This window comes from Amycolatopsis australiensis (genome assembly GCF_900119165.1).
Lineage (GTDB): Bacteria > Actinomycetota > Actinomycetes > Mycobacteriales > Pseudonocardiaceae > Amycolatopsis > Amycolatopsis australiensis.
Genome location: NZ_FPJG01000006.1, coordinates 5,150,017 through 5,168,102 on the forward strand (window position 1 = coordinate 5,150,017; position 18,086 = coordinate 5,168,102).

General features: G+C 69.8%; 18 protein-coding genes. 8 read left to right on the plus strand and 10 right to left on the minus strand.

Features of this window, described 5'->3' with window-relative positions:
• Positions 1-95 precede the first annotated feature (95 nt).
• From BT341_RS25430 to BT341_RS25440, 3 genes are all read left to right on the plus strand, one after another.
• Positions 96-929: a GH25 family lysozyme gene (locus BT341_RS25430; RefSeq protein WP_072478670.1), complete on the plus strand. Its 834-nt coding sequence runs from the start codon at positions 96-98 to the stop codon at positions 927-929.
• A 120-nt stretch (positions 930-1,049) separates the two neighbouring features.
• On the plus strand, positions 1,050-2,294 hold the full coding sequence (locus BT341_RS25435; protein ID WP_072478671.1) for a GDSL-type esterase/lipase family protein: 1,245 nt from the start codon (positions 1,050-1,052) through the stop codon (positions 2,292-2,294).
• A 56-nt stretch (positions 2,295-2,350) separates the two neighbouring features.
• Positions 2,351-3,163 carry an SAM-dependent methyltransferase gene (locus tag BT341_RS25440; RefSeq protein ID WP_072478672.1) on the plus strand — a complete coding sequence of 271 codons (813 nt, stop codon included), beginning with the start codon at positions 2,351-2,353 and terminating at the stop codon, positions 3,161-3,163.
• A gap of 69 nt (positions 3,164-3,232) precedes the next feature.
• Here the strand turns inward: BT341_RS25440 and BT341_RS25445 are convergent, their stop codons facing one another.
• The 3 genes from BT341_RS25445 to BT341_RS25455 all read right to left on the minus strand — a co-directional run bounded on the left by BT341_RS25445 (position 3,233) and on the right by BT341_RS25455 (position 5,668).
• Complete coding sequence (locus BT341_RS25445; RefSeq protein WP_072482173.1) at positions 3,233-3,619, minus strand: hypothetical protein; 387 nt, start codon at positions 3,617-3,619, stop codon at positions 3,233-3,235.
• A gap of 94 nt (positions 3,620-3,713) precedes the next feature.
• Positions 3,714-4,619, minus strand: a complete 906-nt coding sequence (locus tag BT341_RS25450) for a cyclase family protein (RefSeq protein WP_072478673.1) — start codon at positions 4,617-4,619, stop codon at positions 3,714-3,716.
• A 479-nt stretch (positions 4,620-5,098) separates the two neighbouring features.
• Complete coding sequence (locus BT341_RS25455) at positions 5,099-5,668, minus strand: TetR/AcrR family transcriptional regulator (protein WP_072478674.1); 570 nt, start codon at positions 5,666-5,668, stop codon at positions 5,099-5,101.
• A gap of 123 nt (positions 5,669-5,791) precedes the next feature.
• Between BT341_RS25455 and BT341_RS25460 the strand changes: the two genes are divergently transcribed.
• The gene (locus BT341_RS25460; protein ID WP_072478675.1) at positions 5,792-6,946 is read left to right on the plus strand and encodes an epoxide hydrolase family protein; all 1,155 of its coding nucleotides are present in this window, start codon (positions 5,792-5,794) and stop codon (positions 6,944-6,946) included.
• 80 nt (positions 6,947-7,026) lie between these two features.
• Complete coding sequence (locus tag BT341_RS25465; RefSeq protein WP_072478676.1) at positions 7,027-7,626, plus strand: DinB family protein; 600 nt, start codon at positions 7,027-7,029, stop codon at positions 7,624-7,626.
• A gap of 207 nt (positions 7,627-7,833) precedes the next feature.
• Here BT341_RS25465 and BT341_RS25470 read toward each other — a convergent pair whose 3' ends face one another.
• Positions 7,834-9,342, minus strand: a complete 1,509-nt coding sequence (locus BT341_RS25470; protein WP_072478677.1) for an MFS transporter — start codon at positions 9,340-9,342, stop codon at positions 7,834-7,836.
• A gap of 297 nt (positions 9,343-9,639) precedes the next feature.
• Positions 9,640-10,284 carry a TetR/AcrR family transcriptional regulator gene (locus BT341_RS25475; RefSeq protein ID WP_072478678.1) on the minus strand — a complete coding sequence of 215 codons (645 nt, stop codon included), beginning with the start codon at positions 10,282-10,284 and terminating at the stop codon, positions 9,640-9,642.
• Positions 10,285-10,344: 60 nt separating this feature from the next.
• Here BT341_RS25475 and BT341_RS25480 point away from each other — a divergent pair, with 60 nt between their 5' ends.
• Both BT341_RS25480 and BT341_RS25485 read left to right on the plus strand, forming a co-directional pair.
• Positions 10,345-10,845 (plus strand): cupin domain-containing protein, encoded by a 501-nt coding sequence (locus tag BT341_RS25480; RefSeq protein ID WP_072478679.1) that lies wholly within the window; start codon positions 10,345-10,347, stop codon positions 10,843-10,845.
• 89 nt (positions 10,846-10,934) lie between these two features.
• Entirely contained in the window at positions 10,935-11,759 is an 825-nt protein-coding gene (locus BT341_RS25485) for a class I SAM-dependent methyltransferase (protein ID WP_177328893.1), read from the plus strand.
• Positions 11,760-11,921: 162 nt separating this feature from the next.
• On the opposite strand, the gene BT341_RS25490 is transcribed toward BT341_RS25485, so the two are convergent.
• The 5 genes from BT341_RS25490 to BT341_RS25510 are packed head-to-tail and all read right to left on the minus strand — an operon-like array spanning position 11,922 to position 17,066.
• Positions 11,922-13,436 (minus strand): class I adenylate-forming enzyme family protein, encoded by a 1,515-nt coding sequence (locus tag BT341_RS25490; RefSeq protein WP_072478681.1) that lies wholly within the window; start codon positions 13,434-13,436, stop codon positions 11,922-11,924.
• Positions 13,437-13,443: 7 nt separating this feature from the next.
• Complete coding sequence (locus BT341_RS25495; protein WP_072478682.1) at positions 13,444-13,956, minus strand: nuclear transport factor 2 family protein; 513 nt, start codon at positions 13,954-13,956, stop codon at positions 13,444-13,446.
• Positions 13,957-13,988: 32 nt separating this feature from the next.
• The gene (locus tag BT341_RS25500; RefSeq protein ID WP_072478683.1) at positions 13,989-14,426 is read right to left on the minus strand and encodes a nuclear transport factor 2 family protein; all 438 of its coding nucleotides are present in this window, start codon (positions 14,424-14,426) and stop codon (positions 13,989-13,991) included.
• Between the two features lie 33 nt (positions 14,427-14,459).
• Positions 14,460-16,205, minus strand: coding sequence for an FAD-dependent oxidoreductase (locus BT341_RS25505; RefSeq protein ID WP_072478684.1), 1,746 nt, complete (start codon positions 16,203-16,205; stop codon positions 14,460-14,462).
• Between the two features lie 18 nt (positions 16,206-16,223).
• Positions 16,224-17,066, minus strand: a complete 843-nt coding sequence (locus BT341_RS25510; protein WP_072478685.1) for a fumarylacetoacetate hydrolase family protein — start codon at positions 17,064-17,066, stop codon at positions 16,224-16,226.
• A gap of 131 nt (positions 17,067-17,197) precedes the next feature.
• Between BT341_RS25510 and BT341_RS25515 the strand changes: the two genes are divergently transcribed.
• Complete coding sequence (locus tag BT341_RS25515) at positions 17,198-17,869, plus strand: GntR family transcriptional regulator (RefSeq protein ID WP_072478686.1); 672 nt, start codon at positions 17,198-17,200, stop codon at positions 17,867-17,869.
• The last annotated feature ends 217 nt before the right edge of the window (positions 17,870-18,086 follow it).

Consider the following 18,086-nt stretch of genomic DNA (forward strand, 5'->3'; position numbering starts at 1 on the left):
CAAGATCACTACATCGTGTGACAGAAGCCTCGCGGACGGCGATCCGGGCAGGCAGCATGGGCTCCGGACGTGCCAGTACCGAGATCGGAGCACCGATGAGCCGAACCGTTGCCGGACACGACGAACGGCGGTGGCGGAGGAGAGCCGCCACCGCGGCCGCACTGGCGGCTCTCGCGACGGCGGCCGTCGCCACCCCGGCCGGAGCGGCGTCGCCCGACTACTCGCTGGCCGCGACGAACTACGCGGGCACGCAGATCGCCTTGCACGAAGGCGTGCAGGGCACCGCCCGCGCCGAGGCGGGGCAGACGCTCGGCCACGACGTCAGCGGCCACCAGGGCGTGGTCGACTGGCCGGCCGCGGCCGGCGCCGGCGCGAAGTTCACCTACGTCAAGGCGACCGAGGGCACGGGCTTCGTCAACCCGCAGTTCGCCGGCCAGTACGACGGCGCGCACGCGGCCGGCATCATCCGCGGCGCGTACCACTTCGCCCGCCCGGACGTCTCGGGCGGCGCGGAGCAGGCGGAGTACTTCATCGCCAACGGCGGCGGCTGGCGCGCGGACGGGACGACGCTGCCGGGCGCGCTCGACATCGAGTACAACCCGTACGGCGGCGACGTCTGCTACGGCAAGAGCCCGGCGGACATGACCGCGTGGATCGCGGACTTCACGCGCACCTACCTGGCCAAGGTGAAGCGCAGCGCGCTGATCTACACGAGCACGAGCTGGTGGAAGCGCTGCACCGGCAACACCGGCCGCTTCGGCGACACCGACCCGCTGTGGCTGGCGAGGTACGCCCCGGACATCGGCGAGCTGCCCGCGGGCTGGGACAAGCAGAGCATCTGGCAGTTCGCCAGGGACGGCGGCCTGCCGGGGGACCAGAACTACTACAACGGCCCACTCAGCCGCGTCCAAGCCCTGGCGAAGGGCTAGCCACGGCGTCCGGCCGCTGACAGGATCGGACAACCTGCTTGCCGCTTTCCGCACCCGCTCCCTACGATCGAGTGGCGGCGCCGCCGTCGCCGTGAAGTCCACTGTGGACCGGGAGGCACCGTGCGAGCAGCCCACAGGATCGCCTTGCTGGCCGCGGTTTCCGCAGTCGTCGTCGCCTCCGCGCCGGGTGCGGCCGGCGCCGGGCACGCCTGGTTCACCTCGTGGGCCCAGTCGCAGGACGGCCACGCCGACGCACCGGTGTCGGACCGGACGCTGCGGATGATCTCCCACCTCAGCCAGGGCGGCGACGCGGTCCGCGTCCGGCTGCAGAACACCTTCGGCTCCGGGCCGCTGACCGTCGGGCACGCGACGGCCGCCGTGAGCACGTCCGGTGCGGCGGTCGAGCCGGTGCGCGACCTGACCTTCGGCGGCCGGCGGGCGGTCACCATCCCCGCGGGCGGGGAGGTCTGGAGCGACGAAACGCGCCTGGTGACGCGGCCGGACACGAACCTCGCGGTCAGCCTGTCCGTCGAAGGCTCGGTGGTGCCCGGCCGGCACGGCGCGGCGCTCCGGGACAACTACCTCAGCGCGCCGGGCTCCGGTGACCACACGGCCGACGTGTCCGGCGGCGCCTACACGTCGACGGTCGGCTCGACGTACGTCGTGAGCGCCGTCGACGTGCACAATCCCGGGCTGAAGGGCACGCTCGTGCCGTTCGGCAGCTCGGTCGTCGACGGGATCGGCAGCACGAACTGCGGCCCGGGGTGCACGCAGCCCGGCGCGGACCGGCGGTGGACCGACGACCTGGCGCGGCGGATCGTCGCGGAACTGCCGCCTTCGGCGCAGCTGGCGGTCGCGAACGCGGGCGTCTCGGGAACGACGAGCGCCCGGTCGTGCCCCGGCATGCCGCCGTCGGTGGCGGGACTGGACGCGATGAGCCGGCTCGACCGGGACGTCCTGGCACTGCACGGCGTCACGGCGGTCATCTACTACTACGGCACCAACGACCTGGCCTACGGCTGCGACGCGGCCACGATCCTGGCGAGCTACCGCGCGGTCTTCGAGCGGTTGCGGGCGGCGGGCATCGCGGTCTACGTCACGCCGAGCACGCCCCGGCCGGGCTACAGCGACCAGGCCAACCTGGCCCGGCACGAGATCGGCCTGTTCGTTTCGCGGTGGAACAGCTGTGGCGGCGCGTGCTCGGGTGTCGTGGACTTCGACCAGGTGCTGAAGGACCCGCTGAAGCCGAACAGCATCCTGCCGGCGTACGACAACGGCGACGGCATCCACGCCAACGCGGCGGGCCAGCAGGCGCTGGCGGACTTCGTCTCGCTGCCGATGCTGGCCGGTGCCGCGCGGAAGTAGCATTTCACCCCGGTCCCGCTAAGGTTGGGCGGAGCCGATTTCGAGGGGAACGAGCGATGACCGAGCAGGAAGGCGCCGACTGGATCCCGCCGGGCGCGGACATCTCCCGGCCGAGCGCGGCCCGCATCTACGACTACCTGCTCGGGGGCGCGCACAACCTCGCCGCCGACCGGGCGGTGGCGCAGCGGCTGGAGGCCATCCAGCCGCAGGTGGCCACGGTGGCGCGGCGGAACCGCGCGTTCCTGCGGCGCGTGGTGCGGTTCATGGTCGAGCAGGGCGTGCGGCAGTTCCTCGACCTGGGGTCGGGGATCCCGACGGTCGGCAACGTGCACGAGGTGGCCCAGGCGGTCGACCCCGCCGCACGGGTCGTCTACGTCGACTACGAACCGGTGGCCGTCGCGCACAGCCTGCTGCTGCTGAAGGACAACCCGAACGCCGAGGCCATCGAGGCCGACGCGACGAACACGGAAGTGGTGCTGAAGTCCGAGCCCGTCCGGCGCCTGATCGACCTGGACGAGCCGGTCGGGCTGCTGGCCGTCACGCTGGGCCACTACCTGCCGCCGGAGCCCGCGCCCCGCACGGTGTTCGCGGCCTACCGGGACGCCCTGGCGTCCGGCAGCTACTTCGCGCTCACGCATCTGACCAACGACTTCGCGGTGCTGCGTGACCCGAAGATCGCGGAGACCATGCGGTCGACCCAGGACCACATCTACCCCCGCACGCGCGATGAGGTCCTGGCGCTGTTCGAGGGTTTCGAGCTGGTGGAGCCGGGCCTGACGACGTCGGCGAACTGGCGCCCGGACCGCCTGGCGGCAGTCGTCGACCCGGAGGAAGACGGCCTGTACGCCGGGGTCGGCGTCAAGCCGTAGCCGGTCATTCCTCGCCGGAGAAGGTCCCGCCGAGCGAGCGGGCATGTCGACTTCCGTGTTCGCGCGAACTTACCGACGCAAGGCTGAGCCTGACAGGAGAAAATCGGACGTCCACTCGGCGAGTTCGGTCATGCGGGCGGCGAGTTCCTCGATTTCGGCCCAGCGCCGGTGCTCGCGTTCGAGGTCGGGGACGAGGAAGTCTTCGACGAGGAGCAGCAGGGTGGCGATTTCGTGCGCGACGTCGGCGAGTTGCAGGAAGGGGCGGTACTGGGCTTCGGCGCCGGGCCCGTGGGTCGCGGCCCAGCGCCTCGCACCGTGCCCGGCGGCCTGGCACACGGAGACGACGGTCTGCCGCAGGGCACCACGCCGCGAGCCGGGCCTGCCTTCGGTCAGCGGGGCGAGGTTCCAGGCCACGGAGAGAAGGCAGCACCCGGCGTCGTCCATGGAGTTGTTCATCACCGGGGTACTCTGCGGACTCACGGGCACGTCTCGGCGGTTCCGACTCGCTGGGTCACGCGATGGTGTGAGAAGAAATGCCGGATCGGGTACCTCAGAAGAGGGCAAGCGGATTGACGGGAACTCCGGTCAGCCCGTCGATGCGCGGCGGCGCCACGGTGAGCAGAAAGGCGTAGCGGCCCAGTTCCGCGCAGGCAGCGGAAAGTTCGCCGGTTTCGACGGCGTCGATCAAGGGCAGGCCCAGCAACGGCAGTGCTACCCCGTGCAGTGGTGCGGGACAGGCAGGGTCCAGTGCCGGGTGCGCGTCTCCGATGTCGCCGGCGTAGAGCGACACTCCGCGCCGATGCATCCACTGCACCGCGTCGAGGGTCATTCCGGGCATCGGACGGTCGGCGTCGGGGGTCATGGCCCACCCGCAACGCACCACCAAGGCGTCTCCGGCCTCGAGCCGGACGTTCTCGCGTTCTTCCGCCGCGTCGAAGTCTTCCGAAGTGACCGCGTAACCACTGGGCAGCGGGCCGTCGGCCGCCAGGTCGAGCAGAACGCCCCGGGTGGCCACGCCGGCGGAGAACGCTGCCGTGGAGCCGTGCCGCACACCCGCGACGGTTACGCATTCGTCGAGGGGCCGTCCGGGGTAGACCCGTCCGGCCCGTGGCATGTGTGCGAGCGCGTCGAGATGCGTCGACCGCGGATGGTGGTTGGTGACGATCAGGACTTCCGCCGTCGCCAAGGGCGGACAGCCCGTGTATTGCAACAGCTGCTGTACCGGGGAGGCAGCTTGGGTGGCGGGGGCGAAGGGGCCGCTGATGACCGGCGTGGGCTGGATCGGCAGCGCGAGCGACACCGCCCTCCCCGTCCGGACCTCCGCGGCTGCCCGGGCCCTGGCCTCGTCGGTGATGAGGTTCAGCGTGCCGCGTTGGTCGTCCTCACCCCACCGCCCCCAGTTGGTCGGCAGATTCGCCTCGTCTGAAGTGCCGGCTTCGGTGTGTTGTGATCCCATGCGTCAGGTCCTTTCCGGGTGTTTTCCTGCGAGTCAGCCGTGTGGAGTGGCGGCCGATCATGCGTTGGGCGCGGGCCTCTTCGTCCCAAGTGATCGCGGTCCAGCGGAAGTCGGCTCTGCTTCGCGGTGCGCGCCGTACCCGATCCGCGAGGACCGTGCGGCCGCCCGGTGCGTCCGGGACGGGGACCGTGGTTCCGGAGCCATGGCTTCCTGCTTCTGTGAGAGACCGGCTTATGCGGAGGGTCCTCCGCTAAGGTCGACCGTAGCATAACCGGAGTAACCTCCGCTTTTCCGCCGCCGCACTCCGGGCCGGACGGACCCGGACCTGGGAAGCTCGGCTTTGCCCCCACCAGCGGCGGCGATGGGCTGCGGTCCGTGCGAGCCGACAGCAAAAGCTGCCGGGAGATTCGGCGCCGCCGTTGCCGCCCTCGGCCGAAGCTCATCGGTCATGGCCTTGCGCGGCCGGATGGTCTGCGGGATCAGGGCCGGTCGCCGACGAGAGCGAGTGCGCGCGGCTCGGGAACTCCCAGCATCAGCAGGCTCGTGATCGTCGCTGCCCGGGCGCCGGGGATCCGGTTCGGCAGGTCGCTGTCCGCGATGGCGAACACGGCGCCGTAGGCGAGCTGGCTCAGAATCCCTGCCGGCAGGTGCTGTGCGAACACGTCGCTGTCCTGACCGCGTTTGACGAGGTGGGCGAGGAGTTCGTCGAGTGGCCCGAGCAGGCTGTGGATCGCCTCGCCGTACTCGCCACGGCGCAGCGCCAGCAGCACTCGGTACCGGTGTGCCACCGGCCAGATGCGGGCGACGAATCCGGCCCACGTCGCGTCCGCTTCGGTGTCGGAGGCGGTGACTTCGGTGAGGACGGCCGTCATCTCGGTGACGGCCCGTTCCGTGAGTGTCCGAACCAGGTCGAGGCGTGAGGGGAAGTGGCCATACACGGTGCGACGGACGACCCCGGCCGCGGAGGCGATGTCGCCCATCCCGGCGTCGGGGTTCTCTCCCAGTACCTCGAGGGCGACGTCGAGGATGCGATCGCGTGTCTCGTTCATCGAGCGCGCACGGGAGGACTCGGTGGGCACCGCAGCAGTGTTGCACACCGGTGTGCAACGAGCTAGATTGCACACCAGTGTGCAACGAGAGTTGTGCTGTGCTTCGAGGCTCAGGAGAAGGCAATGACCGCACCGACCTCGGCCCTTGTCCGCCCGTTCACCGTCTCGATCCCGGATTCGGAGATCGACGACGTGCAGCAGCGGCTGGCCGGAACTCGATGGCCGGATCCGGAAACGGTGGACGACTGGTCGCAAGGGGTTCGCGTGGAGAACGCCAGATCGCTGGTCGACTACTGGCGGCACGACTACGATTGGCGACGCCTGGAGTCCCGGCTCAATCGCTTTCCCCAGTTCCTGACCGAGATCGACGGGCTGGACATCCATTTCATCCACGTCAGGTCCAAGAATCCGCACGCGATGCCGTTGCTTCTCACGCACGGGTGGCCGGGCTCGATCATCGAGTTCCTGAAGCTGATCGGCCCGCTGACGGATCCGGTTTCGTTCGGCGGCGACGCCGCGGATTCGTTCGACGTCGTCGTTCCGTCGCTCCCCGGGTTCGGGTTTTCCCAGAAGCCCACGGAGACCGGGTGGACTGTCTCGCGCATCGCCAGTGCGTGGGTGGAGTTGATGAAGCGTCTGGGCTACCGGAGCTGGGCCGCGCAAGGCGGCGATTGGGGCGCGGTCGTCACGACCGACCTGGGGGCCATGCGGCCCGAGGGGCTTCTCGGGATTCATCTGAACACCCAGTACGCTTTTCCCGCACAGATTCCGGAGACCTTGTCGCCCGAAGAGCGCTACGCCGTGGAGACGCTCGCGCGCTACACCGGTGATCTCGGTGGATCGAACCACCTCCACGGCACGAAGCCCGAGACTGTCGGATTCGCGCTGGCGGACTCTCCCGCTGGTCAGGCGGCCTGGATCTACGAGAAGTTCCAGTCCAAGACCGACAACCACGGGCTCGCCGAGGACGCCATCGCCGTGGACGACATGCTCGACGCGATATCCCTCTACTGGTTCACCAACAGCGCGGCGTCGTCCGGCCGCATCTACTGGGAGAACAAGTCGCGCACCTTCGCCGGTCCGAAGGTGACGCTTCCGGTCGCGGTGACCGTGTTCCCGAAGGACATCCCCCGCCTGCCACGAACCTGGATCGAAGACACCTACACCAACCTGATCCACTACGGCGAGGCTGGCAAAGGCGGCCACTTCGCGGCCTTGGAACAGCCCGAGATCCTGGTCGGCGAAATCCGCACCGGCCTGCGCGCCCTTCGTTCCTGATGCCGACGCGCGCTCAAGGAGCAGGATGCGCCGTGGCGCGTTCCGCTTCGAGTACGCAGGCCGATTGGTAGCTTCCTCGCATGACCGACTCCGATCCCAAGGCCGATCTGCGGCGATACCTGCAGGCGGCGCGCGACGCGCTGGTGTGGAAGCTCGACGGCCTTTCCGAGTACGACATGCGCCGGCCGATGACGCCCACCGGGACCAACCTGCTCGGCCTGGTCAAGCACATGGCCGGTGTCGAGCTCGGCTACTTCGGGGACACGTTCGGCCGGAAGTTCCCTGAGTCGCTTCCGTGGTACGACAACATGGACGACGAGCCCGGCGCCGACTTCTGGGCGTCGGAGGACGAGTCGCAGGACGACATCGTCGGGCTCTACCGGCGCGTCTGGGCGTTCGCGGACGAGACGATCGAGCCGAACCCGCTGGACGCGGCCGGCATGGTCCCGTGGTGGCCGCCGGAGCGCCGCGAGACGACGCTGCATCGGGTGCTGGTGCACGTGATCGCCGAGATCAACCGGCATGCCGGTCACGCCGACATCGTCCGTGAACTCGTCGACGGCGCCATCGGCCTGCGGGCCGACGCGTCGAACCTGCCCGATCTGCACGCGGACTCGTGGGCGGAGCACCGCGAGAAGCTGGAGCGGGTCGCCCGCGCGGCCGGGCCGGTGCAGTCCTAGCGAGGCCGGCGTGGGTCGCTGGGGTGTCGACCCGTCGGCGCACTCGGAGCCGCGTCCATCAGTGCGGGCCGAGTACGAGGCTCAGTGCGCCCGCGGCCGGCACGCCGGTCACGCGGACATCGTGCAGTGGCGCCGGAGAGCGAGGTGCAGCTCGACGGTCCGACGGGTGAGCTGTCCGGGGCAGGGCGCGGTGTCGTTGCCGTGGAGTTACGTCGAGAACGGCGAGGAAGCGCCCTCCGCGCGAGTGCGGCCCTTGCGGCCCGCCGCGGACAGCGGCTGCGCGATCTCCTCCAAGGACTTGCCTTCCGCGTCCACGGCCAGGAACCGGGCCACCAGGCCGCCGGCGATCATGATCACCGCGCCGAGCAGGTAGCCGATGAACAAGCGGACCGGGTGATCGCCCGCGCCGATCAGCGCGCCGTAGATCACCGGCCCCAGCGCGCCGAAGCACTGGGCGATCGCGAAGAACACCGCGATCGCCTTCGCCCGTACTTCCAGCGGGAAGATTTCGCTGACTGTCAGGTAGCCCGCGCTGGCGCCGGCCGATGCGAAGAAGAAAATCACGCACCAGGCGATGGTCTGCGTGATCGCGTTGAGCGAGCCGGTGTAGAACAGCACCGCCGTGACGGCCAGCAGGGCGCCGGAGACGAGGTAGGTACCCGCCAGCATGGTGCGGCGGCCGAGCGTGTCGAAGAGGTGGCCGATGGTGAACGGGCCGACCAGGTTGCCGATCGCGAACGCGATCAGGTAGATCGGCGTGGCCGCCGACGGGACCCCGTAGAACTTGCCGAGCACGAGGGTGTAGGTGAAGAAGATCGCGTTGTACAGGAACGACTGGCTGATCATCAGCGACGCGCCCAGGATCGCCCGGGACGGGTAGTCGCGGAAGAGCACCCTGGCCAGCGCCACGTACCCGATCCGCTCGGCCGGGATCACCTCGATCGCCTTGCTCTCGTCGACCGCGGGCAGGCTGCGGCCCGCGTGCTCGACCTCCTGCTCGATCTGGCTGATCGACTCCTCCGCCGCGTCGGCCTTGCCGTGCATGATCTGCCACCGCGGGCTCTCCGGCAGATGCCGGCGGACGAACAGGATGATCAGCCCCAGTATCGGGCCGATCAGGAAGCCCAGCCGCCACCCCAGGGACAGGTCCATCCGGTTCAGCAGGATGTACGTGCCGATCGTGCCGAGCACCGCGCCGGCCCAATACGTGCCGTTGACGGCGATGTCGACGCGGCCACGGTAGCGGGCCGGAATCAGCTCGTCGATCGCGGAGTTGATCGCCGCGTACTCGCCGCCGATGCCCATGCCGGCGACGAACCGGGTGGCGTAGAGGAACAGCACCCAGCCCGCGCCGTTGCCGAGGGTCAGCGCGGTCAGGCCGCTGCCGACGAGGTAGACCGCCAAGGTGAGCATGAAGAGGTTCCGGCGCCCCAGCTTGTCGGACAGGCTGCCGAAGAACAGGGCCCCGACCACCTCGCCGGCCAGGTAGATCGTCGCCAGCAGCCCGACGGCCGCCGAAGACATGTGCAGCGTCTCGGGCTTGGTCAGCGTGTCGGCGACCGCGCTGGCCACGGTGATCTCGAGGCCGTCCAGGATCCAGGCCACCCCGAGCGCGACGACCATCCGGGTGTGGAACCGGGACCAGGGCAGCCGGTCGATGCGCGCGGGGATCAGCGTACGGACCGCGGATGACGCCGGAACGGGTGTCGCCGCCATGCCAACCTCCTCGTGAGCGTGCCCGCGGCGCGAATTCCCTGGACGCCACGGCCGAAACCCGAGGCGAGCGGTCGTTGCGGCAGTGTGACCGGGCCTCGACGAGTGCGACCGGCTGACCGACGACCATGACGCTGTGGTTGCTCGTGGACTCCGGGGCGCCGGGGAGTGCGCCGCATCGCAGTGGCAGGCCATCGAGCGGGTCGCCGCCGAGGCCACCGTCACCGTCTCCCGCGCCGTCTCGGCCACACCTCCGGCGGGCGAGCAGCGCCGGGCATGCCGACCGCCGGCTTCGACCGGCTAGCGTGAGCCGGTGCGGCGGATCGCGGCGTCGAGCATGTCTTCGAGGAATGTCCGGTACTGCTCGGCGGTCCACTTCCGGTGGTGCACCAGGTCGGCGTAGACGGCGGGTCCAGTCAGGACCCAGATGGCGTCGGTGAGCTCCGCGGCCGACCGTGCGTCGCTGCCGGGCCGGAGCAGGTTCGCCAGCCGGCGGTTTTCGGTGAGCCGCCGGTCGGCGCCCGCGGCCGCCAGCTCCTTGGCGGTGGGGTCGCTGCGGGCGGCGTCCTGCAGCACGAGGAAGAGTGCCGCCGCGCGGTGGTATGCCTCGGCGGTGGCCGCCGCGAACGCCCGCAGGCGCTGCGTCTTGTTCAGGCCCGGTTCGTACGCTGCCGCGAAGGACGGGCGGTCGGCGAGCATGACGTCGTCGGCGGAGCCGGCGACCGCCGTCTCGACGGCGCGGACGAGCAACGCCGGCTTCCCTCCGACGGCCTGGTACACCGCCTGCGGGGTCACTCCGGCCCGGGCGGCGATCGCGGCCACCGTGGTGCCCGCCCAGCCGTGCTCGGAGAACTCCTCGACGGCGGCTTCGGCGATGCGCTGGCGGGTCTGCGCGGCCTGCTGCTCACGCAGGGGTGCGTGATAGCCGCGCTTGACAGGTCCCACAGTTCGGTTGTATCACATCAAGTCAATTGATACGTTCTCAACTGAAAGTGGGGCCGCGTCATGACTGTCGCGCTCACCTCGCCCGAGACAGCGGAAAACCTCGATCGCGCCGGCGGCCGGGGCATGCGGTTGCTGCTCGACAGCGCCGCGACCAGCGGAACGCTGTCGGTGCTGCTGTGTGAAGCACCCGCGGCGGAGGCGGGCCCGCCGCTGCACGTGCACCCCGGATCCGACGAGACGTTCGTCGTGCTCGAGGGCACCCTGCTGCTGCACGCCGCCGGCCGGACGCACCCGGTTCCGGCCGGCGGCTCGATGTTCGTCCCACGCGGAACACCGCACACCTTCGCGACGGCGTCCGGCCGCCCGGTTCGGTTCGTCACCATCCACACGCCGGGCGGTTTCGAGCGGATGCACCGTGACGTGCGCGCCGCCGAGAGCGAGGCCGGCCGCCCGCTGGCGCCCCCGGAGATGATCGCGATCGCCCGCCGGCACGACTGGGAGCCGGCCGGTCCGCCGTTGCTGCCCACCGGGGAACTGGCCCCAGCCCCCGCCCCACGATGACGGCGACCCCGGCCGAACGCCGCAAGCCCACTGGCCCGCCGGACGGAAACGCGCCAGAATGCGGGGACATCCGGGAGGGGAGTCCCGACGTGACCGCAGAACCGGCTCGATACGTGCTCGACGGCAGCGACGAGGACCTACGACGGCTGCTCGGCATCTCGGCGGTGCTGAATCCGACGACGCGGACCGCGCTGGCCACCGTCGACGTCCGGCCCGGCTGGCGAGCGCTGGAATGCGGCTGCGGGCCGCTGGGCGCGATGCCGCTGCTCGCCGAGCTGGTCGGACCGTCCGGAAGCGTCGTGGGTGTGGACTTCACGGCCTCGACCGTGGAGCGGGCCCGTTCGGTCGTGACCGAACTGGGTTTGCGCAACGTCGACGTCCGCGTCGCGGACATCAACGACCCGGCGGCCGATCTCGGTGGTCCCTACGACCTCGCGTTCACCCGCTGCTTCCTGATGCACCAGCGCGACCCGCGGCACACGCTGACCCGCATCCGCCACGCGCTGCGTCCGGGTGGCTGGCTCGTGGCGATGGAACCCGTCCCGGCCCCGCCGCCGTTCAGCTTTCCGCCCGACGACACACTGCGCGTCGCCTGGGACCTCCTCCACCAGGCGATCGAACGCGGCGGCGCGTCCCCCACCGCGGTCGAGGACCTGCCGGCCACGGCGGACCGGGCGGGCTTCGACGTCGTGCGGCTCGGCGGGTGCTTCCAGCCCATCGAGCCGGCCACCGGCTACGGACTGCACGCGGCGACCATCGCCGCGGTCCGGGAACGGATCGTGGCCAGTGGGGTCGCGACAGCCGAGGAGACCGACGAAATCATCGACCGGCTGCGCACCGCGGGAAACCGCGGCGGCGTTCAGTGGGTCACTTCACCGGTGTCACTGACTGTGACCATGCGCAACCGCGGCTGACTCGGCCGGCATCAGCCTTCGGGCCGCAAGCCCGACTGCTGCGGGATGTCGCTCGGCGCCGAGCTGTATGGCCGCCGGCGAGCACCCGGGCTTCTCGGACTGGGTCCCGCCTTGCGGACGAGGCCCGTAGCACAACCTGTGGAGTCGGATAGCGCGATCGGCTTAAAGACCCTCTCCGGATCGGGGGTTACTCAGGGCGCGTTTGAGGATCTTCCCGTTGGCGTTCTTGGGCAGCTCGTTGAGAAACGTGATGGACTTCGGCTTCTTGAACGACGCCAGGTGCGCACGGCTGTGCGCGATGAGTTCTGCTTCGGTGACGTCGGTGCCCGGGCCGGTCACGACGAATGCGCCGACGTTCTCGCCCCATTCGGGATCGGGGATGCCGACGACCGCGGCTTCGTGGACCGCCGGATGCGTGAGCAGGACTTCTTCCACCTCGCGGGGGTAGATGTTCGAGCCGCCGCTGATGATGACGTCTTTCGACCGGTCGGTGAGATACAGGAATCCGAGCTCGTCGACGTGCCCGACGTCGCCGGTGCGCAGCCAGCCGCGGTCGATGGTGCCGGCGGTGGCGGCCGGATCGGACCAGTATCCGGTCATCACGACGTCGCCGCGAACCCGGATTTCCCCGGTCGTCCCCGCGGGCAGCTCGGCGCCGTCGGCGTCGGCGACCCGGACCTCGACGCCGGTGAACGGCCGGCCGCAGGACCGGCGGCGGGGGTGTGCGTGGTCGTGGGGAACCTGGTCCGGTTTCATGACTGCGATGGTCATGGGCGCCTCGCCTTGTCCGTACATCTGGGTGATGATCGGCCCGAACGCGTCGAGCGCTTCCTGCAGATCTTCCTGATAGAGCGCGGCTCCGCCGATGACGAGGCTGCGCAGCTGTGGAAGCTCCGGGGCGGAGCCGGCTCGGACTTCGTCGGTCAGCCGGCGCAGCATCGTGGGTGCGAGGAACGCTCCGTGGGTGACCTGGTCGGCCTGGGCGAGTGCGAGATAGTCGGCCGGGTCGAAGCTGCCGGCCGCGGAAATCACATTGACCGCTCCGTGTCCCACCGCGGGGAGCAGGTACATCCCGCTGCCGTGGGTGAGCGGGGCGGCATGGAGGAAAACGGCATCGTCGTGGACCGGGTCGACGTCGGCGTAGTAGTTGAGCGTCATGCTCACCAGATTCCGGTGGGTGAGTGTGGCGCCCTTCGGCCGCCCGGTGGTCCCTGAGGTGTAGAAGATCCACGCAGCGTCCTCGGGGCGCACCTCGGCGACAGGCACCGGCTGCCCGGCTGTGAGCGCCTCGTATGCCGGTGAGCCGGTGCGGAGCACGGTGGCGTCGGTCGTGTCGCTGCTCGCCGCGTCGTCGGTTTCGGGCGCGACGACGACGAGCTTCGCGCCGGAGTGAGCGAGGACGAACGCCACCTCGCGGGGGTGCAGGTGGCGGTTGACCGGCACCGTCACCAGCCCGGCCCAGAAGGTCGCCCACAGCAGTTCGAAGAGGTCGGGCCCGTTCGGCAGGACGAGGGCCACCCGGTCGCCGGTGCGGAGCCCGAGCGCCTGGAGCCCGCCGGCCAGGCGCGCGATCCGGTCGCGGGCGAGCGCGTAGCTCGCGGACCGGTCGCCGTGGCGCCAGGCATCCCGTGTCGGTACCCGGAGCGCGCTGGCTGCCAGCAGAGTTGCCACGTTCATCGTGTCGTCAGCCTTCGGCGTCGTCCGGTTCGGGGAAGTACTCCACCGGCGAGCCCGGCGGGATGGCGTCGTTGACGAGCGGGCCGCCATCTTCGCGCCACATCTCGTAGGCGATCTCCTTGGTGATTTTGCCGTCCCGGAGTTCGAAGCAGTGCACGATCCGGAGGCTGATCCGGCTGCCGACGGGGAAGGGCAGGTTGGGCATCTCGTCGCCGACCACGGTCACGTCGGCGACTGCGTCGTCGAACACGAACTGTTCCGTGCCGAAGCGCCGCAATGTGGTCAGCGAGTGGAACTGCAGGGTGCGGAAGATCTTCAGGTAGGCGTCGCGGACGTCGGCGGCATCGGTGTAGACGAGCCCGCGGTTGGGGGCTTCCCAGGAGATCTCGGGGGCGTAGAGAGCGATCGCCTTGTCGACGTCGTCGGGGTTTTCGTTGTGGAAGTGTTCCTGTACCACTTCGAGGTTGCGCGCGATGATCTCGTCGCGGGTCAGCGTCGCGTCCGGTCGTATGGTCGTCATGAGCCAGGGTCCTTTGCGGCAGAAGGGAAAGGCTATTTGTCGAGCCACGGGTAGCGGGCGGTGTCGGCGTCGGCGTAGTCCGGGTCGAGGTAGACGAACAGACGCTGGATCTTGAAGTCGCGGATTTCGAACACGTCGCACCACGGCCCGGTGGAGGTCACTCCCGCACGCCACTCGACGCCGGTCGCGGTCGTGCCGTGGCTGGTGCCTTCGACGACGACACGGTCGCCGTCGACGACGTAGTTGAAGTACGCGGTGTGGTGTTCGATCGACGAGATGATGCCGCCGAGCCGGCCGAAGAATTCCTGGATCTTGTCGATGCCGCGGACCATGCCGTATTTCGGGAAGCAGAACTGGGCGTCGTCGGCGAAGAGTTCGAGGACGTTGCCGCCCGAATCGACTCGCTTGAGGAACTCCAGGGCTACCGACTTGCGCTGTTCGTCGGTCATGGTGCCGGTCGTGATCGTCATTTCGAGCCTCCTTGATCGAATGAAGGGCCGGGTTCAGGTGCGGGAAAGGGCGGACTTGGCCGCTTCGCGCAGCGCGCTGACCGGGTCGCCGGCCTTGTCGTGGCTGCGCCAGGCGATGTGGCGGTCGGGCCGGACCAGCAGGCAGCCGCCGTCGGTCACCTCGCGGGTTCTGGCCCAGTCGCCGTACACGTCGTCGAAGGCGAGCCGGTAGCCGATGGGTGCGCCGGCGATCTCGACGCCCAGCTCCGCGCTGATCTTCTCCGCGGCGGCGGTCCAGGCTTCGCCGCCGATGCCGGTGATCAGGGTGAACTTGCCGTGCCCGACGACGTCGAGCGTCGAGATCTGCTTGCCGTGGCGTTCGATCCAGACGTGGGGGAGGTACGCGCCGGGATGGGTGGTGGGCTGGTAGTAGAGCTCGGGATCGCGGGTGTAGTCCGGGAACGGGGTGCCGTCGTCGACGACGGCGGCCGAGGTGTAGCGCTGGCCGAGTTCGACGCCGTGCGCGTGGAAGTGGTACGCGTTCTCGTCGAGGCAGTCTTCGAGCGCTTTCCGTCGCCTGCGGCCGTCGTCGGTGTCGGCGAAGAACCCGTCGATCGCCGCCCAGCCTTCCTCGTCGGTCTGGCCCGGCCGGATGCCGAGAATGGACGGCACCCGGCCCACGATGTCGGCGCTTTTCAGGGCCCGGTCGACAACCTGGCGACCTACCGGGTGGCGCTCCTGGTGGTAGCTCTCGAGCAGCGCTTCGCCGGCCTGGCCCTTGAGGACCGCGGCCAGTTTCCAGGCGAGGTTGTAGGCGTCCTGGACCGAGGTGTTGGACCCGAGCCCGTTCGCGGGCGGGTGCCGGTGCGCGGCGTCGCCGGCCAGGAACACCCGTCCTCGCCGGTACTCGGTGGCGAGGACGTGGTTGACCTGCCAGGTGGAGACGTTCTTGATCGTGACCGGGACGCTGTCGTCGCCGATGGCCTTGTGGATGCGAGGCAGCATCGCTTCCTCGCTGGTGTCGATCTCCTCGGTGTCCGGGTCGTACATGAACACCAGGACCCATTCGTGCCAGGGCCGCACGGTGATGAAGACTCCGGAGCCGAGCCAGAAGTCGTTGCCCGGCCGGGCGGTCCAGAACAGCACGCCCGGCCGGTGTGCGCGGAAGCGCGAGAGGTCGGCTTCGAGCCAGATGTTGACCGCGTATCCGAGACCGGTTTCTCCCTCCAGCGAGAACCCGAGCTGTTCGGCGACCGTCGAGCGGCCGCCGTCGGCGCCGATGGCGTACTGCGCTTTGATCTGATACGTCTCGCCGGTGTGGCGGTACCGGACGGTCGCCGTGACACCGGCGTCGTCCTGGGTGATTTCGGTCAGTTCGGTGGAGAAGCGGACGTCGGCGCCGCGGTCGACCGCGCCTTGCAGGATCAGCGGCTCGAACAGGTGCTGGGGCATGTTGCACATGGCCGACGGACTGCCCGCCTCGTAGTCGGCCTTGCGCTCGACCATCGTCCCCCAGGTCTTCACCCGGGCGATCTCCTTGCCCGCCATGCTCGTGGCCCACACGTTGTCGGCCATCAGCTCGTTGGGGACGGAGACGGCGCGCACCTGTTCCTCGATGCCGAGGTCCCGCATGACCTCCATGGTGCGCTGGTTCGTGATGTGCGCCCGCGGCGTGTTGGCGGTACGCGGGTACTTGGTGACGGTGATGGCCTCGACGCCGTACATCGCCAGGAACGCCGCGGCCGTGAGGCCGCAGGGCCCGGCGCCCACGACGAGGACATCGGTTTCGACGACTCGCATGGTCGGTCTCCTTGCCGGTCAGCCGCGGGGTGCGACGAGGCGGTGGGTCATCCGGCCCAGCCCCTCGGTCCGGGTGGTCAGCACGTCGCCGGCGGCGAGGTAGCGCTGGGGGTGCGAGCCGAGGCCGACGCCGGCCGGGGTCCCGGTGAAGATCAGGTCGCCGGGGTAGAGCGTGAGGACCTCGGAAAGCTGGGCGATCAGCACGGGCACCGGGAAGATCAGGTCCGAGGTCCGGCTCTTCTGGACCTCTTCGCCGTTGATCGCGCAGGCGATCTCCAGGTCGTCGGGGTTCTCCAGTTCGTCCGGGGTGACCACCCACGGCCCGATCGGGCTGAAGCCGGGGTGCGACTTGGCCAGGCTGAACTGCGGCACCGGCCCGGCGAGCTGCCGGGTGCGCTCGGAGATGTCCTGGCCGTTGGTCAGCCCGGCGACGTGGTCCCACGCGTCCTGTTCACGCACGGCGCGTGCCTCGCGGCCGATCACGACGACCAGTTCCGCTTCCCAGTCGACGTTCCCGTCGACGAGGGCGATGTCGCCGGCCGGTCCGGTCAGCGACGAGGCGAACTTGGTGAACACCGATGCCTCGGCCGGGATTTCGAAGCCCGACTCGGCCGCGTGCGCCCGGTAATTGAGCGCGATCGCGAAGATCTGCCGCGGCCGCGGCACCGGCGGGCCGAGCAGCGCCTCGTCGAAACTCCGCGGAGCCAGCGGCGCGCTTCGCGCCCACTCCCGGAACTCGGCCCACCGCTCCAGGACCGCCAGGGGATCCGGGCCGAAGCGCCCGTCGCTGTCACGGGCGATGTCAGCCGCTCCGTCGCCGGTCACCAGGACCGCTCGTCCTGCCAGGTTCGCCAACTTCATCGTCGTCCTCCTCGGCCGGGGCGGCCGGCGCCACCCTGCGCTGTGGGTCTCAGCATGCGCGCTAACTTTCTAAAGTTCAAGTGAAAGAAGAAAGTTGAGGGTACGTTCTCTTCTGCTGCTACTGTTGAAACATGGCGCGATCCACGTACGGCACCCGGGCGGATGACACGTTCGCGACGATGCGGGCCGACATCCTGGCCGGGCGGCTGGCCCCGGGGGAGAAGCTGAAGTTCCCGGAGCTCGGTGCCAGGTACGGCGTCGGTGTGGGGGTGCTCCGCGAAGCTCTGACCCGGCTGGTCGAGCAGGACCTCGTCCGGTCGCAGCCGCACCAGGGTTTCCAGGTGACGCCGTTGTCCGCCGACGACCTGACTGACCTCACCGCCGCCCGCGTGGCGATCGAGTGCCTGGTGCTGCGGATGTCGCTGGCCGAGGGCGACACGCCATGGGAATCGGATCTGGTCGCGAAGCACCACACGCTCGAGCGGACTCCGCAGTACGACCAGGACGATCCGGATCGGGTCAGCGACGCGTGGTCACGGGCGCACGCGGACTTCCACCATGCGCTGCTGGCCGGCTGCCGCAACTCCCGCCTGCTGGCCATCGCGAACTCGTTGCGCGACTCGGCGGAGCTGTACCGCTCGTGGTCGCAGCAGCACTCCAGGCACCCCGGCCGCGATGTGATCGCAGAACACCGCACGCTCATGGAACTCGCGCTCGCCCGCGACACCGAAGCCGCTGTCGAGGCATTGGCGTGGCATATCGGCCGTACGACGGAAATCCTGCTCGACGGCGACCGAGCCTGAGCGACGTTCGACGAGCCGGCCGGGCACGGCGGAGCGAACGGAGACCTGACCGAGCCCCTTCGCTTGCGCAGCAAAAGTTCGACCAGCCAGCGCGTTCGTGCGGGTGGGGCCCCCGGGGGGCTTGCAGGCGTTCGCACACCTGGAGGGACTGCGGGTCCTCGATCGGCGAGACACGGTACCCAGGCCCCGGCGGGTAGCGCGGCGCAAAAGTGCCACC